The following is a 15,393-nucleotide window of genomic DNA, read 5'->3' on the forward strand; positions in this document are numbered from 1 at the left end:
CCCTACGAGGTTTTATTGATTATTGCAACTCAATTTCTTCACAAACCAATTCAGCAATTTTTTTCGCCGCCCCCGATTCTCCTCGAACCGCACGCAAACGATCGCCCATCTGTGCTAATTTTTCAGGATGGCTCAAATAGTCGATCGCCAATTGAGCAATTACTTCCGGTTCCAGCTTCCCAATTAACTCCGGCACAATCTCCTCCTGTGCCCAAATATTCGGCCAAGCATAAAGCTTTCCCTTTCCCAATTGCCAAATTAGCCAATTAATCGCCGTAGCAAAAACTGAACCGACTAACGGCAAATTTGCCAGCAATCCCGGCAATCCGTCCCAAGCTTTCATCGCATCCAATTGCTGCGTCGGAATCAAAACAATCATCGGTACAGCTAACGAACCCAATTCGGCAGTATTAGCTCCCACAGTAGTTAAACACAGGCTGCATTCTGATAGCAAATCGTAAGCGGGTGTCTGCGTCCAAAGTTCTACTTGCAAGTTATTTGCTGTCTGCAAAAACGGCCGTTCTGTTAACTGAAGTTCGGCGCTAGCGTTCTCAAATAAATGCAGGCAAGGATTGTATTCAGGGTCGGCAAAACGTGCTAGAGTTTGCACATCTATGGTAGGAGCAACGGGAATTACAAAGCGAGTTTCAGGGCGGATGCGGTGGATGGATTGGGCGATCGACAAACATAAAGGTACACCTAAAGCTAATTTGGCAGCTTTAGAACCGGGCAACAATCCAATTAATTCTATTTTCCGTAGGGGCGGTGCTCCCGTGCCCGCCCTGCCAGATTTCCCGTTCCCTACTTCCGCGATCAAATCTCCGACAACTGTAAATTTCTTAGCATATTTTTCTGGAATTTTAGCAAAAACTTCCGGTTTCATCGCCGCAAATTTATCAATCCAGCGATACCACCGCGCGTCCCATTCAGCATAAATAACAGTGCGATATTTGAGTCTTTTGCCAATAACAACTGTAAAAAATTGGTCGCCGCCTAAAAATAAAACAACTCCTGTTTCGTGCCAATCCCAATTTTCAGCAGTTTTGCCCGACAATAAGAATGGAAAAAAATGCTCCGGTGCTTGCACTCTGTCAACTTCTGGGTAGGAAAATGCAATTTGCGCTTCTTTCCCGGTGGCGTGCGGACAGGGGGACAGCACCACAGAGATGCGGGCTTGAGTGCCCGCGTTTCCCAATTGGTCGCGCAAAGCTTGCACGGCGGGACGCACCCAAGTTGCCAATTCTCCGGGGCCGTTGGAGAGGATTAAAATATCTACTGCCATGCGATTTAAGATTTGAGAGGATGCAAGGGAGATTTTATGACAGATTTAATTAATGCCGTCAAAACGGGTGATGTTGCTGCTGTAGAAAGTGCGATCGAACAGCGTGCAGATATCAATGCCAAAGATGAGCAAGGTGAGACGGCTTTGACGACGGCGGCTGAGGCTGGCAATTCGGCGATCGTCAAAAAATTGCTGGCGGCAGGTGCGGATGTCAACAGTCACGACAATGACGGGTGGACGGCGTTAATGAGTGCCGCTGCTGCCGGACATACCGAGATTGTACAGCTTTTGCTGGAGGCGGGGGCGGATGTGAATGCTAAAACTAATTTTGGTTTGACGGCTTTGATGAGTGCTGCAGGTAGCGGGCGCACTCAAGTTGTGGAATTTTTAATCGATAAAGGAGCTGATATCAAAGCTAAGGATAATAATACTTGGACGGCGTTAATTTGGGCGTCTTCGGAAGGTCACAAAGATGCGGTTGAGGTTTTGAAGCTAGCGCGCGATCGGGCTTAATTATTCGCAGGAATTACGCATTAAGGCCAGAGAAACCGGGTTTTTCATCTAATCTGTGGACTCTAACGAAGATTTTCGTAAAAAAACCCGGTTTCTGACTACCCCATGCCTCCAGAACTACATTCAGAAACTGGGTTGATTCAAGAAACCGGGTTTATAATTAAACCCGGTTTACGATAGTCTGTGCGTAAGTCCTGTTAAAAAAATCAATCAACCCGGTTTCTAGCCAACCAAGAAAGGAAAATCATAAATGTCAGCAAGTTGAGGAAAAGTCTGTTGTTTCAAATTTAATCCAGCACCTCCCTCAAGAATTGCAATTCTATCTCCTCCTCTTGATATGACTAAATCTCCACCCACTGGAGATATTTGATAGTTACTGAATTTGCCTGATAGCTGGAGTGCATCTCCCTGACTGGGATTGAAGCCGCGAATCCGAGCCTCACCCGGGCCTAAGTACAATTCTTGAGTGCTAGGTTGACCGCCCGGTGGTGGCGAAGTATTGTCATAAGCCAAAATAAAAGTATCAGCACCTTCGCTACCAATCAAGGTATCAAATTCGTTGCTGCCGTCACTGAAATAACTGCCATCAAAATCAACTCCAATAATTGTCGTTTTTCCCTTACCAAAACCAGTCACAATATCATTCCCAGAAGTCCCGACAAAAGTTGCAGATCGATTGGTTTCAAATTGACCAACTTTTGTATACTGATCGAGACCTGAAGCAAAACTTCCTGCTTTAACCGCCGTAGCAACATCGGGATTGTTTGCTAAATATCCAGCTTCCCAAAAGTTATCCAATACAGAAACTTTATCAAAAATTAAGAGATCGCGCCCCCGATTTACGAAAAACGGCATATTCAGACCGCCCTCGACTATACCTACCGGTGCGAGAGCCCTAATCGGCCCGACACTAATCCTAAAATCTCCATTAGGAGTATTGTTCAACATATAGTTGCCTCGCGTTCCCGCTAGGCGGATCTTATCGGCTTGCGGGTCAAAGTTTTTAACCGTAGCGTAGTTGCTGTTGCTAACCCCCCCGTAGAATTGACCCCCATTCACATCGGAAAAATCCCCAACACCGAGCACGAAAGTATCAGTACCGTTACCGCCAATTAGGGTGTCGTTTACGGGTGAGGGAAAATCGGAAGGTTTTTCATAAACTCGATCGCCCGCTGCATTTAAAGATACTTGAATCCCAATGATTTCAACATTTCCCACACCAAATCCCGTTACAATGTCAGTGCCTTTAGTACCGACAAATGTAGCAGATCGCGCTGGCTCAAATTGTCCAAATTTTCGGTAGTGTTCCCCACCTGTTTTGAAAACTCCAGCCTTGACTGCTGCTGCTACATCGGGGTTTTTCAGCAAGTATTCGGGTTCAAAAAAGGTGTTCGCATAAAGACCTTCTTTGGCTCCGAATTTGATAAAGTGTTCCAAACCGGATTTAAAAGTTCCGTTTTGTACAAACGGCACAAGTACCGGGTATCGTTTTAAATAAAATGCTTCGTCGTAGTCAGGCGATACTTGGGTGCGGCCTTCTTCGTAGCCAAACTGGATAAAGTGGTCTAAACCAGAGGCAAAAGGCGCGTTGGGATTGTTGGCGCTACGAACCAGGGGAGCAATATCTGGATTTTGAGATAGATAGGTTTCTTCATCAAAATACCGCGATACTTGGGTGAGACCGGCGGCTTGACCAAAATTTTCAAAGTGTTCTCTCCCAGATTTTATAATTCCTGCATCAATAGCCGGTTGCAGCCAAGGATATTGAGCAAGGTAGTATTTTTCGTCAAAAATTGCGTAACTAGCCATGTTTTCCTACAGGGGCATTAATGAGCTGTTTATGCAAGTTATCACTCATCAGGAACTGACACAATACCCGATCGGGTGATTGTTTCCAAGTGTCAGTCAAATCTCACTTAAACTCTATAAAGATGTCGTAATTCATCGTTGTTTATTTGAGAACGTAAAGTGCGATCGCACATTTTTTGAATGTGCGATCGCACTTTCCAGCAGCAATCAGCCAAATCCCCAATAGCTTCGAGATTTCTACCCAAGTGCAAATCTAGTAACTCTAGATTCTGGTAATAAATTCAACTTGAGATTTCCGCCACCTTCAATAACAGCGATCGTGTCAAACGGAGCCGTTCCGGGAACAGCGAGGAGTGAAGCTTTGTATTGGATAGCTAAATCTCGATTGTTGTTGATGGGCAATATCAAGTATTGATCTGAGAAAGGTAAAAACGCATCTCCTAGCAGGATGCTATCCTGACCTTTTGTAAAGTTCCGAATTGTCGCAAAACCCGGCCCAATATAGAATATTTTGGTTCCGGGCGGAGAACTTTTACCGCCTTCTATAAGGTCACCGAGTACGAATATATCGCGGCCGCTACCGCCAGTGAGAGTATCGAATTCATTGCTACCGTCACCTTCATACACTCGGCCCTCGCCAAAGCCATTACCTGTACGTAAACCTACTTCAACTCCAATTAATTCGCTATTCCCCACCCCAGCACCGGTAATGATGTCATTCCCGGAACTTCCGATAAAAGTCGCAGAGCGGCTTGGATCGTTTTTGCCGAAATTGAAGTAGTGTTCCCGACCTGTTTTCAATGCTCCCGATTCGACAAAAGGCCGAACATCGGGATTTTTTTGTAAGTATTCTGTTTCAAAAAATGAAGTCCCAAACTGACCGTCCTTGAGACCGAATTGAATGAAATGCTGGTAGCCGTTTTTAAAAGTTCCATTCTGAATAAACGGCTGTAACTGTCGGTTATTTGCGAGATAAAATGCTTCGTCATACTCAGGCGATACGCGACTTCGACCTTCTTCGTAACCGTATTGAATAAAGTGATCTAGGCCCGTCGCAAAAGGTGCATTTGGGTTGTTGGGGGTGCGGACTAAGGCAGCGATGTCTGGGTTGCCAGCGAGGTAAGTAGCTTCGTCAAAATACCGCGATACTTTGGTTAAGCCGCCTGCTTCACCAAATTTTTGAAAGTGTTCTAGTCCCGATTTGATAACTCCTGCATCAATGGCTGGTTTCACCCAAGGATATTGAGAAAGGTAGTATTTTTCGTCAAAAATTGCGTAACTAGCCATTTTTTTGCGGCGACCTTTAATGAGCTGTTTATGCAATTTATCACTCATCAGGAACTGACACAATACCCGATCGGGTGATTTTTTCCAAGTCTCAGTCAAATCTCACTTAAGCTCTATAAAGATGTCGTAATTCATCGTTGTTTATTTGAGAACGTAAAGTGCGATCGCGAAATGCGAGTTGTTGGCAGAGGAAAGTGCGATCGCACTCCCCAGCATCCCAAAGAAAATTCTGAATACCTTCGCGATTTCTATCCAAGGGAAGAAGATGATAAAAAACCATCTTGTGGCAAGATATTCAAACTGAGCTTTCCGCCACCTTCAATAACAGCAATTGTGTCAAAGCGACTGGTTGTGGAAATACCATTTGCAAAGATCGGGAAGCCGTTCGTTTGGATAGCTAAATCTTGATTATTGTTGATGGGAAATATCAATAATTGTTCTAAGGAAATCTTTGGAAGCTGGATGCTATCCTGACCTTGGGTAAAGTTCCGAATTGTAGCAAAACCCGGCCCGATGTAGAACGGGAACGTTTGAGGCGTCGGTCTACTACCCCCTATACCTCGAACTGTACCGGCCAACATGAATCTATCGCGACCGCTACCGCCAATCAGAGTATCGAATTCATCGCTGCCACCACCTCCATACGGCCAGGTTATGTTATTGCTTAAATCTAATTGAACTCCAAATAGCTGAACATTTCCCACTCCGAAACCTGTGACGATATCATTGCCGGAAGTTCCCATAAAAGCTGCTGTGCGATCTGGTTCAAATTGCCCAAATTCTCGGTAGTGTTCTCCGCCTGTTTTAAAAAATCCCGCCCTGACTGCTGCTGCTACATCACTGTGGCTCCCCAAGTATGTTTGTTCAGAAAAGGTGTTCGCATAAAGACCTTCTTTGACTCCGAAGTTGACAAAGTGTTGAAACCCTGATTTAAAAGTTCCGTTCTCTACAAACTGAGCCAGTATCGGGTATCGTTTTAAATAAAATTCTTCGTCATAGTCAGGCGATACGCGAGTGCGACCCTCTTCGTAACCGTATTGGATAAAGTGATCTAAGCCTGTAGCAAAAGGCGCGTTTGGGTTGTTGGGGGTGCGGACAAAGGGTTTAAGGTCTGGATTTCCCTCAAGGTAAGTATCTTCGTCAAAATACCGCGATATTTTTGTGAGGCCGGCGGCTTGACCGAATTTTTCAAAGTGTTCTCTTCCAGATTGGATGATTCCTGCATCAATCGCTGGTTTCAGCCACGGATATTGCGAAAGGTAGTATTGTTCGTCGAAGATATCGTAATTCATAGTTTGCTGTTTAAAGAATGTAAAGTGCGATCGTACTTTTTTAGGAATGAGAATTAAATAAAATCCACTTTTCCTGTTTGCTGTGGGATGGGCCGATTCCGCCCGCCCAGAAAGGACGGGCGGAATCGGCCCATCCCACAAGAAGAAAGGGAAATTATTTAATTGACGATCCTTATAGAACCATCGCCCACCACCAATAAAAAATCATTAATCATCAGCATTAGCTAATGACTAATGACTGATGACTAATGACCAATGACTAATGACCAATGACCAATGACTAATGACCAATGACCAATGACTAACCAATCAAGAAAGTACCGTTACCGTTAGATTCTTGGAAAGTCAAACCCAAGCTTGCTCCTCCTTCAATCACGCCGAGCACGTCTCCAAAACGCTGGATTGACAAATTGTTGCCAACCGGAGTCAGGCTGTAGCCGTCGCTTAAAGAATTTCCTTGCAGTTGGATAAAATCTCTTTCTATGTCGAAGTTGCGAATGGTAGCTTGACCGTTACCCAAATACAGCGGTGTCGGGATGACATTCCCCGCTGTAGCAGGAACTCCGAGTACGAATGTATCAGCTCCCGGACTGCCAATCAGGACATCGAACTCATTGGTGCCAAAGCTTTCATACTGTCGGTTGCCGTTGCGATCGATACCTACTTCCACTCCAATCAGTTCGGTATTCCCCACACCAACACCAGTGAGAATATCGTTGCTTCGGCTACCAACAAAAGTTGCGTCGCGGCTTGGCTCGTTTTTGCCGAAATTGAAGTAGTGTTCCCGGCCGGTTCTCAAGGCTCCCGAGTTGACAAACGGCACGATGTCGGGGTTTTTCTTTAAGTATTCCGGTTCAAAAAATGAAGTCCCAAACCGACCTTCTTTGGCCCCGAATTGAATGAAATGCTGGTATCCTGATTTGAAAGGTGCATTGGGGCCTACAAACGGTACCAGATCTGAGTTATTTTTTAAATAAAAATCTTCGCTGTACTCAGGGGATACTTGAGCGCGGCGCTGTCCTTCATCGTAACCGAACTGGATAAAGTGATCGAGACCGGTCGCAAAAGGTGCGTTTGGGTTGACTGTGCGGACGAAGGGTGCGAGATCTGGGTTGGCCGCAAGGTAAGTATTTTCGTCAAAATACCGCGATACTTTGGTTAGACCGGCAGCTTGACCGTATTTTTCAAAGTGTTCTCTCCCGGATTTGATGACTCCGGCATCAATGGCTGGTTTGATCCAAGGATATGAGGCGAGGTAGTATTGTTCGTCAAAAATTGCGTAGTTAGCCATGTTTTCCCCTAATGTTTTGATGAGCTTGATAGTCCATAGCAATTAGCTTTCCCTGAACTAGAGCGCCAATCAGGAACTTAGACACAACAGACTTTATAAAATCGTTTTAAGTTCCTGGGAACCGATCGATTTTGGTGAGTCAGGAACGATCCGAAGGCTACATTCTGCCTTCACAAATTACGCCTTTTTTCCATCACTTAATTGCTCGATCGCAAGCTTGATCGATTATACAAAACTTGGCACTTTTTTCAGGATTTCTTTGCCAATGGTTGGTTAATTTTTAATTATTTTTATTCAATCACGTGATTATATATACATAAAGTAATTTTTGTCAAGTAAAAATTTGTAAATAAAATATGGAGTATTTGCTCAAGGAATTTATAAAAAAATGTAACGAAAAATTGCCATAAATTTGTCGAATTGTGTCATATGCAGGCTCAAATCGCCTAATGGCAAGCGTTTTCTGGTAAAAATGCTTATGGGATAAAAAAATTCCCGATTCCCGAAAACAGCATCTTAAAGGAGCCTAACCGGATGTTCACTCACGTCAAGCCCACCATTCGCCACGTTGTGCCGGAAAACTTGCAGGGGCGATCGCTCATGAAGGTGGTCTATGTCGTACTGGAACCGCAGTATCAAAGCGCCCTGTCGGCAGCGGTTCGATCGATAAACCAGAAAAATCCGAATTTGGCAATAGAAATCAGCGGCTACCTGATCGAGGAACTCCGCAGCCCGGAAAATTACGAGGCCTTCAAGCGGGATGTGGCGGATGCCAATGTATTTATTGCTTCTCTAATTTTCATCGAAGATTTAGCCGAAAAAGTGGTAGCGGCAGTTGAACCGCTGCGCGACAGCTTGGATGTCGCCGTCGTCTTCCCGTCGATGCCAGGGGTGATGCGGCTCAATAAAATGGGCAGTTTCTCGATGGCACAGTTGGGACAAAGCAAAAGTGCGATCGGCGAATTCATGAAAAAACGGAAGGAAAAATCCGGGAGTTCCTTCCAAGACGGAATGCTGAAACTGCTGCAAACTTTGCCGAAAGTGCTGAAATATTTGCCGATCGACAAAGCCCAAGATGCGCGAAACTTCATGCTGAGTTTCCAGTATTGGCTGGGCGGTTCCCAAGAAAACTTGGAAAACTTCTTGCTGATGCTGTCACATAAATATGTTTTCAAAGGACAGGAACAGTTAACTTTTGAAGAGCCCGTTGTCTACCCGGACATGGGAATTTGGCATCCTTTGGCACCGTCAATGTTTGAGGATGTCAAAGGATACCTCACCTGGTACAACGCCCGCAAAGATATTTCGGCAGACCTCAAAGACCCCCTCGCACCTTGCATTGGCTTGGTGTTGCAGCGGACTCACTTAGTCACGGGAGATGACGCGCACTATGTAGCAATGGTGCAGGAATTGGAGGCAATGGGGGCGCGGGTGGTGCCGATTTTTGCCGGCGGTTTGGACTTCTCGAAACCCGTCGAAACTTTTTTCTTGGAAGTTGGGACCAAAGGTGTTGCACCGCTGCCTATCGTTGATGCGGTCGTTTCTCTGACTGGTTTTGCGCTGGTGGGCGGCCCGGCGAAACAAGATCACCCGAAGGCGATCGAATCTTTGAAAAAATTAAATTGCCCTTACATGGTGGCTTTGCCGCTGGTTTTCCAAACGACGGAAGAGTGGGAAAATAGCGATTTAGGCTTGCACCCGATTCAAGTTGCTTTGCAAATTGCCATTCCCGAGTTGGATGGCGCGATCGAACCGATTATTTTGTCGGGACGTGATGGCGCAACTGGCAAGGCGATCGCCCTACAAGACCGGATCGAAGCAATTTCCCAGCGCGCCATGAAATGGGCAATGCTGCGCCGCAAACCAAAATTAGATAAAAAAGTTGCGATCACAGTTTTCAGTTTCCCGCCGGACAAAGGCAACGTCGGAACTGCCGCTTATTTGGACGTTTTCGGCTCGATTTACCAAGTATTGAAAGCCTTAAAAGGCAACGGTTACGACTTGCCAGAATTGCCGGATTCCGCCGAAAAACTGATGCAAGAAGTCATCCACGACGCAACAGCCCAATACCAAACTCCGGAATTAAATGTTGCTTACCGGATGTCGGTAGCTGAATACGAAGAATTCACTCCTTACTCGGAACGCTTGCAAGAAAATTGGGGCCCGCCTCCGGGACATTTGAACAGCGACGGACAAAATTTGCTGATTTTCGGCAAACATTTTGGCAATGTGTTTATCGGAGTGCAACCTACTTTTGGATACGAAGGCGATCCGATGCGGTTGTTATTCTCTCGTTCCGCCAGCCCGCACCACGGTTTTGCTGCTTACTATACATATTTGGAGCGCATTTGGGGTGCGGATGCGGTGCTGCACTTTGGCACTCACGGTTCGCTAGAATTCATGCCTGGTAAGCAGATGGGAATGTCTGGGGAATGTTATCCCGACAGTTTGATCGGCAAAATTCCCAATATCTATTATTACGCCGCCAACAATCCCAGCGAGGCAACAATTGCTAAGCGCCGCAGTTATGCTGAAACAATCAGCTATCTGACTCCTCCGGCTGAAAATGCTGGTTTGTACAAAGGTTTGCAGGAACTCAGCGAGTTAATTGCTTCTTATCAAACTTTGAAAGAGACTGGGCGGGGTGTGCCGATTGTTGATGCGATCGTCGAAAAATGCCGTTTGGTGAATTTGGATAAAGATATCGCCCTACCTCCCGAACAAGAAAGAGGGGTTGCTGCGGGAATGACTGCGGAGGAACGGGACAATTTAGTTGGCTTGGTTTACCGCAAGTTGATGGAAATTGAGTCGCGGTTGTTACCTTGCGGTTTGCACGTTATCGGTAAGCCGCCGACTGCGGAAGAGGCGATCGCAACTTTGGTGAATATCGCCAATTTAGACCGCGAAGAAGACGGGCTGATCGGCTTGCCGCGGATTATCGCTAACAGTCTCGGACGCGATATCGGCGAAATTTATACCAATAGCGACAAAGGCATTTTAAGTGATGTCGAATTGCTGCAAAACATCACCTTGGCCTGTCGGGATGCCGTTGGCGCTTTGGTGAAGGAACAAACCGATGCTGAGGGCAGAGTTTCCCTTGTTTCTAAGTTGAATTTCTTCAACATGGGCAAGAAAACACCTTGGATTGAAGCTTTGCACGCCGCCGGTTACAAAAAAATCGATCCAGAACCGATTAAACCGCTGTTTGAGTATCTGGAATTCTGCTTGCAGCAAGTTTGTGCCGACAACGAATTAGGCGCACTGTTGCGGGCGTTAGAAGGCGAGTATGTTCTGCCCGGCCCCGGTGGCGATCCGATTCGCAACCCGGATGTTTTGCCGACTGGCAAGAATATGCACGCTTTAGACCCGCAGTCAATCCCTACAACGGGGGCGGTTAAGTCTGCTAAGGTTGTAGTCGATCGGCTGTTAGAAAGACAGCGCGTTGATAACGGCGGAAATTACCCAGAAACGATCGCCGTTGTGTTGTGGGGAACCGACAACATCAAGACTTACGGCGAATCCCTCGCCCAAGTAATGTGGATGGTGGGAGTGAAGCCAGTTCCCGACGCTTTGGGCCGGGTAAACAAACTCGAATTGCTTTCTTTAGAAGAGTTGGGACGCCCTCGGATCGACGTAGTAATTAACTGTTCCGGCGTATTCCGCGACTTGTTCATCAACCAAATGAATTTGTTAGATAAAGCCGTGAAAATGGCAGCGGAAGCCGACGAACCGTTAGAAATGAACTTCGTTCGCAAACACGCATTGAAGCAAGCGGAAGAAATGGGAATCAACCTGCGGCAAGCAGCAACCCGGGTATTTTCCAATGCCTCTGGTTCCTATTCATCTAACATCAACTTGGCGGTGGAAAACAGCACTTGGGAAAGCGAAGCCGAGTTGCAGGAAATGTACTTAACTCGCAAATCCTTCGCCTTTTCTTCCGACAATCCGGGAACAATGGAACAAGACCGGAAGATTTTTGAATCATCCTTGAAAACTGCGGAAGTCACCTTCCAAAACTTGGATTCTGCCGAGATTTCCCTAACCGACGTGTCGCACTATTTCGACTCCGATCCGACTAAATTGATCGGCAGTTTGCGCGCAGATGGGAAGCAACCGACATCCTTTGTTGCTGATACAACCACAGCTAACGCGCAGGTGCGGACGCTATCAGAAACCGTGCGTTTAGATTCGCGGACTAAGCTGCTGAATCCGAAGTGGTATGAGGGGATGTTGTCGCACGGTTATGAAGGTGTGCGGGAGATTTCTAAGCGTCTGGTGAATACGACTGGATGGAGTGCGACGGCGGGCGCTGTGGATAATTGGGTGTATGAGGATGTCAACACTACGTTTATCCAAGATGAGGAGATGCAGAAGCGTTTGCTTAACTTAAATCCTCATTCTTTCCGCAAGATTGTCAGCACTTTGCTTGAGGTGAACGGCCGGGGTTATTGGGAGACTTCGGAGAACAATTTGGATCGTCTGCGTGAACTTTATCAGGAGGTGGAAGACCGGATTGAGGGAGTAGAATAGCGGCATGAAAATGTAGAGACGTTGCATACAACGTCTCTACAAAGCCTTAATCAGAAAGATAAAGTTAAAGCATTGCTGTGTGAGAATGAAACCCCTCGATCGACGTTACGTTTGTGATGTATTTACTTTGTATCTAAATCTGTCAGAAGCTATTACCTACAGAAACCTGAAGCTCCAAGTTCTGGTGCTTGTCTCACTCTGTCTTTTTCTTCTTCCAGCATAAAGCGACATTGAGATTGAGCGTTTTGCCAGGAAATAACGCCTTGAAAAATGGCGTTTGAAGTTGAAGGATTACCAGCATTTATATCGTTTCTGACTCTTGCAACGCAAAAGTTAGTTGCCTCATCTATTTTTTTCCGGACTTCGGCAATTTCTTCGTACCCGACAGTGGAACAGCCACGTTCACCATCTCGCCACGAAATTTTATTTAGAATGATGGCCTTAGCAATTGTAATACGCCCCGCAGAAATGTCCTCCCAAATATTTTTTGTTAAACCTTTATTATACGAAGGCTGAATGATACTAATAGTTGATATTATCGTATCATTCCCCTTCCCCTTTAGAATTAGTTTATCACTGACAGGCGATAGTGGTACTCCATTAACTTTACTGAGGTTTAAGATGAAATTATACTTACTGGTTGAATCGGCAGTTGTGCTTACATCTTCTTCCGTTTGATCGCGATCTTTTAAAATAACCTTAATTGATGATGGCTTAAAGTCATATCCACTAATTTCAAGTTTGTTTAACCGCTCCCGCTCCAGCTCCAGGTCAACCCGAGCTACGTCAATAGAACTAGGATTCACGATACACACCGCAGGTTCTAAAATTTCAACTGGCTTGAGAGGTATTCTCTCTTGCTTTGCCAGTTCATTCACTTCCTTCGCCAGTTCGTTTCTTATTTCAATCAAGGCATGACGCGATCTTTGGCCTACAAAGTCAGCATTACAGCGACCCTCTTCACCGACGCTAGCAATTCCAGTTTTGATAAGGTCGGTAATTTCGTTTTTGATAGTGGACTTTACATCCTGAGTTAACTGCTTTTGGACATTTTCCAAAACGTTCTGCCAGCTCCTAGATTCACTCCCTAGAGTATTGATACCTTTATCGAAAGTTTGTATAACCTTTTCTAAGTTCTCTATTTTCACAACAACCTCGCCCTTAAACGTAGGTCCGTCGCCACTACAGCCAGAAAACAGTAATAGCACTATCAGGGAAAATACTGAGTTGTAAGAATTTTTTCTACGTTGATTCATCGAAGCTCTCTCATCTCTACTACTGGTATTCATAATCTTACATTCAAATTTAATATTATTTAAGAGTACACTGAGTTGCAAGTAGTCTCCGGAATTTATTTCTTAATTATTTTTGACATTTCTTAAATAAAAGTTGCAAAAGTGATCGCTCTTTTCTTCTCAAAGTGCGATCGCCCCTCCGCTTTCCCCCCGATCGAACTTTGGGGAGTATTCTCGAAGGGCAATCGCCTTCGTGCTATGTTATAAGTAGACACGTTTTGTATATACAGCATCATGCAGTTTGAATATGACTATCTCGCGAAAACGACTTGAAGAATTAGAGAATATTCCAGAATCTGCGATCGATACATCTGATATTCCTGAATTAGATGCGAATTTTTGGGCAAAAGCAAAACTCGTAACACCACTGACAAAACAAGCTATTTCTTTAAGAGTTGATAGCGATGTATTAGATTGGTTTAAAAGCCAAGGAAAAGGTTATCAATCTCTAATGAATGCTGTGCTGCGCTCTTATGTTGAACATCACATAAAGAACAATCATGAAGTATGAACTAATCCTTTACTGGAGTGAGGAAGACCAGGCATTTATTGCCCAACTACCTGAATTGCTCGGATGTGCTGCAGATGGCGAAACTTATCAAGAAGCAGCAAAATCTAGAGATTATTATGCAGGAGTGGATAGAAACGGCTAACGCACTGGGTCGTCCTATTCCTCAACCGAAAGGTCGCTTGATGTTTGGGTAGTTGAAATAGAATCACAGCCCATCGCCCTTATCTTCCCAAAGTGCGATCGCCCCTTCTTTTACCTAATCAAATGGATTCAATATAGTTAACCCATCAACGCGCTTAAAATCCTTAGCATTGCGAGTTACCAAGACACATCCCTCAACTAAAGCACAGGCTGCAATTACACCATCACCTAATTTCAAGCGATAATCTCTACGAATTTGGGCTGCCCGATCTAAAACTGATTCTGTTAATGATACGCACTTAATAAGCCTCAAAAATTCTCGCAACTCATTCGCTTGTTCTTCTGTCAAGGCCGGGTAACAAAGTAACTCTACCCAACTAATCGGAGAGTAAAATGCCTCTGCATCTCCAGCTTCAATCTCATCAAATATAGGCTGAACCTCCGCCTCGTCATAGAAGTAGTAAATCAGAATGTTGGTATCGAGAAGATATTTATTAATCATCCCATTCTTCTCTAAGTTGCAACTGGAATTCCAAAGCATCCACACGCTTAGGCAAAAAACCTCGCCATCTCTTTAAATTTTTCCTGGACAATCTTTGACTGCTATCCTGAGTTTGGGTTGTTACCCGATCGCGCATCAAAGCTGACAATACTTCTAACAGTTGCTGTTGCTCTTCAAGAGTGAGATTTTGAGCCTGACTCAGTACCTCGCTATAAGTAGACATAGGCTTTATGTTGAGATTTTTGGGCTGATTGTCATTATAGCAATTTAGGATCGAAGGAAGTGCGATCGCCCTTATTTCCCCAAAGTACGATCGCTCTTATCTTCCCAAAGTGCGATCGCCCTTATTTGTAAACATCCCCCCTAGAATTAATCGCAGTCACAACATATACTTGATTTTCCCTGTCTTCTACAAAAAGTATCCGATATTTACCCACTCGCAGCCTTAATTCAGGACGACCTTTAAGTTGCTTAATATCAAGCCCTCTATCGTCACTTACTAAAGTATCTAAAGCCTTGACAATTCGTACTTGGTCATCCGGTTGCATTCGCGATAAATAGCGTTCTGCTGCTTTCAGGAGAATGTAGTCAGTCAATTTTTTTCTCCAAATAGCTTCAATTTGAGTTCTTGGGAGGATATCCCCCGATCGCGACCGGCCTGGTAATCTTGCCAAGCACCTTCACTCTCTGCTATTTCTTCTGCTGAAATTACTTCATCATCTTCTGCGACTTCTTCTCGTAACTGAATCATTTTTTTCAAGTCTTCTAATAACCGCAGTTGCTCTGCAAGCGTGAGGCTTTTAACTTGATTCAGTACCTTGCTATAAGTAAACATAGACTCTGCATTAAGATTGTTTGGCCTATCGTCATTATAGCAATTTAGGACCTAGAGAAGTACGGGCGATCGCAGCTATCCCGTAGGGAATCGCCCTTATTTTCC

14 protein-coding genes are annotated in these 15,393 nt (G+C 45.0%); 4 read left to right on the forward strand and 10 right to left on the reverse strand.

Annotated features, from left to right (window positions below; all coding sequences use genetic code 11):
- Positions 1-19: 19 nt before the first annotated feature.
- Positions 20-1,282, reverse strand: coding sequence for a glycosyltransferase family protein (locus tag OSC7112_RS23220; protein WP_015178195.1), 1,263 nt, complete (start codon positions 1,280-1,282; stop codon positions 20-22).
- Positions 1,283-1,318: 36 nt separating this feature from the next.
- Between OSC7112_RS23220 and OSC7112_RS23225 the strand changes: the two genes are divergently transcribed.
- Positions 1,319-1,795 (forward strand): ankyrin repeat domain-containing protein, encoded by a 477-nt coding sequence (locus OSC7112_RS23225; protein ID WP_015178196.1) that lies wholly within the window; start codon positions 1,319-1,321, stop codon positions 1,793-1,795.
- Between the two features lie 222 nt (positions 1,796-2,017).
- On the opposite strand, the gene OSC7112_RS42205 is transcribed toward OSC7112_RS23225, so the two are convergent.
- The 4 genes from OSC7112_RS42205 to OSC7112_RS23250 form a co-directional block, all read right to left on the reverse strand.
- Positions 2,018-3,604 carry a hypothetical protein gene (locus tag OSC7112_RS42205; protein WP_015178197.1) on the reverse strand — a complete coding sequence of 529 codons (1,587 nt, stop codon included), beginning with the start codon at positions 3,602-3,604 and terminating at the stop codon, positions 2,018-2,020.
- A gap of 237 nt (positions 3,605-3,841) precedes the next feature.
- Positions 3,842-4,891, reverse strand: coding sequence for a calcium-binding protein (locus tag OSC7112_RS23240; protein WP_041623389.1), 1,050 nt, complete (start codon positions 4,889-4,891; stop codon positions 3,842-3,844).
- Positions 4,892-5,139: 248 nt separating this feature from the next.
- On the reverse strand, positions 5,140-6,183 hold the full coding sequence (locus OSC7112_RS23245; RefSeq protein WP_015178199.1) for a calcium-binding protein: 1,044 nt from the start codon (positions 6,181-6,183) through the stop codon (positions 5,140-5,142).
- Between the two features lie 301 nt (positions 6,184-6,484).
- On the reverse strand, positions 6,485-7,474 hold the full coding sequence (locus OSC7112_RS23250; RefSeq protein WP_015178200.1) for a hypothetical protein: 990 nt from the start codon (positions 7,472-7,474) through the stop codon (positions 6,485-6,487).
- Between the two features lie 534 nt (positions 7,475-8,008).
- On the opposite strand from OSC7112_RS23250, the gene OSC7112_RS23255 reads away from it, so the two are divergent.
- Entirely contained in the window at positions 8,009-12,004 is a 3,996-nt protein-coding gene (locus tag OSC7112_RS23255) for a magnesium chelatase subunit H (protein WP_015178201.1), read from the forward strand.
- Positions 12,005-12,156: 152 nt separating this feature from the next.
- Here OSC7112_RS23255 and OSC7112_RS34670 read toward each other — a convergent pair whose 3' ends face one another.
- Positions 12,157-13,260 carry a hypothetical protein gene (locus OSC7112_RS34670; RefSeq protein ID WP_190274257.1) on the reverse strand — a complete coding sequence of 368 codons (1,104 nt, stop codon included), beginning with the start codon at positions 13,258-13,260 and terminating at the stop codon, positions 12,157-12,159.
- A gap of 286 nt (positions 13,261-13,546) precedes the next feature.
- Here OSC7112_RS34670 and OSC7112_RS23265 point away from each other — a divergent pair, with 286 nt between their 5' ends.
- Positions 13,547-13,810: a BrnA antitoxin family protein gene (locus OSC7112_RS23265; RefSeq protein WP_015178203.1), complete on the forward strand. Its 264-nt coding sequence runs from the start codon at positions 13,547-13,549 to the stop codon at positions 13,808-13,810.
- Entirely contained in the window at positions 13,800-13,952 is a 153-nt protein-coding gene (locus OSC7112_RS23270; protein ID WP_015178204.1) for a type II toxin-antitoxin system HicB family antitoxin, read from the forward strand. The genes OSC7112_RS23265 and OSC7112_RS23270 overlap by 11 nt, the downstream gene beginning before the upstream one ends.
- Positions 13,953-14,066: 114 nt before the next feature.
- Here the strand turns inward: OSC7112_RS23270 and OSC7112_RS23275 are convergent, their stop codons facing one another.
- The 4 genes from OSC7112_RS23275 to OSC7112_RS23290 all read right to left on the reverse strand — a co-directional run bounded on the left by OSC7112_RS23275 (position 14,067) and on the right by OSC7112_RS23290 (position 15,288).
- On the reverse strand, positions 14,067-14,453 hold the full coding sequence (locus OSC7112_RS23275) for a type II toxin-antitoxin system VapC family toxin (RefSeq protein ID WP_015178205.1): 387 nt from the start codon (positions 14,451-14,453) through the stop codon (positions 14,067-14,069).
- Entirely contained in the window at positions 14,446-14,676 is a 231-nt protein-coding gene (locus OSC7112_RS23280) for a hypothetical protein (RefSeq protein WP_015178206.1), read from the reverse strand. Before OSC7112_RS23280 ends, OSC7112_RS23275 begins: the two co-directional genes overlap by 8 nt.
- Before the next feature lie 121 nt (positions 14,677-14,797).
- On the reverse strand, positions 14,798-15,049 hold the full coding sequence (locus OSC7112_RS23285) for a type II toxin-antitoxin system RelE family toxin (protein WP_015178207.1): 252 nt from the start codon (positions 15,047-15,049) through the stop codon (positions 14,798-14,800).
- Positions 15,046-15,288: a hypothetical protein gene (locus tag OSC7112_RS23290; protein WP_015178208.1), complete on the reverse strand. Its 243-nt coding sequence runs from the start codon at positions 15,286-15,288 to the stop codon at positions 15,046-15,048. The genes OSC7112_RS23285 and OSC7112_RS23290 overlap by 4 nt, the downstream gene beginning before the upstream one ends.
- Positions 15,289-15,393: the final 105 nt, after the last annotated feature.

The sequence above is a fragment of the Oscillatoria nigro-viridis PCC 7112 genome (assembly GCF_000317475.1).
Lineage (GTDB): Bacteria > Cyanobacteriota > Cyanobacteriia > Cyanobacteriales > Microcoleaceae > Microcoleus > Microcoleus nigroviridis.

Coding starts and splice junctions, on each gene's coding strand:
- OSC7112_RS23220 (WP_015178195.1), bottom strand. CDS start 1,282: ATGGCAGTAGATATTTTAATCCTCTCCAACGGCCCCGGAGAATTGGCA.
- OSC7112_RS23225 (WP_015178196.1), top strand. CDS start 1,319: ATGACAGATTTAATTAATGCCGTCAAAACGGGTGATGTTGCTGCTGTA.
- OSC7112_RS42205 (WP_015178197.1), bottom strand. CDS start 3,604: ATGGCTAGTTACGCAATTTTTGACGAAAAATACTACCTTGCTCAATAT.
- OSC7112_RS23240 (WP_041623389.1), bottom strand. CDS start 4,891: ATGGCTAGTTACGCAATTTTTGACGAAAAATACTACCTTTCTCAATAT.
- OSC7112_RS23245 (WP_015178199.1), bottom strand. CDS start 6,183: ATGAATTACGATATCTTCGACGAACAATACTACCTTTCGCAATATCCG.
- OSC7112_RS23250 (WP_015178200.1), bottom strand. CDS start 7,474: ATGGCTAACTACGCAATTTTTGACGAACAATACTACCTCGCCTCATAT.
- OSC7112_RS23255 (WP_015178201.1), top strand. CDS start 8,009: ATGTTCACTCACGTCAAGCCCACCATTCGCCACGTTGTGCCGGAAAAC.
- OSC7112_RS34670 (WP_190274257.1), bottom strand. CDS start 13,260: ATGAATCAACGTAGAAAAAATTCTTACAACTCAGTATTTTCCCTGATA.
- OSC7112_RS23265 (WP_015178203.1), top strand. CDS start 13,547: ATGACTATCTCGCGAAAACGACTTGAAGAATTAGAGAATATTCCAGAA.
- OSC7112_RS23270 (WP_015178204.1), top strand. CDS start 13,800: ATGAAGTATGAACTAATCCTTTACTGGAGTGAGGAAGACCAGGCATTT.
- OSC7112_RS23275 (WP_015178205.1), bottom strand. CDS start 14,453: ATGATTAATAAATATCTTCTCGATACCAACATTCTGATTTACTACTTC.
- OSC7112_RS23280 (WP_015178206.1), bottom strand. CDS start 14,676: ATGTCTACTTATAGCGAGGTACTGAGTCAGGCTCAAAATCTCACTCTT.
- OSC7112_RS23290 (WP_015178208.1), bottom strand. CDS start 15,288: ATGTTTACTTATAGCAAGGTACTGAATCAAGTTAAAAGCCTCACGCTT.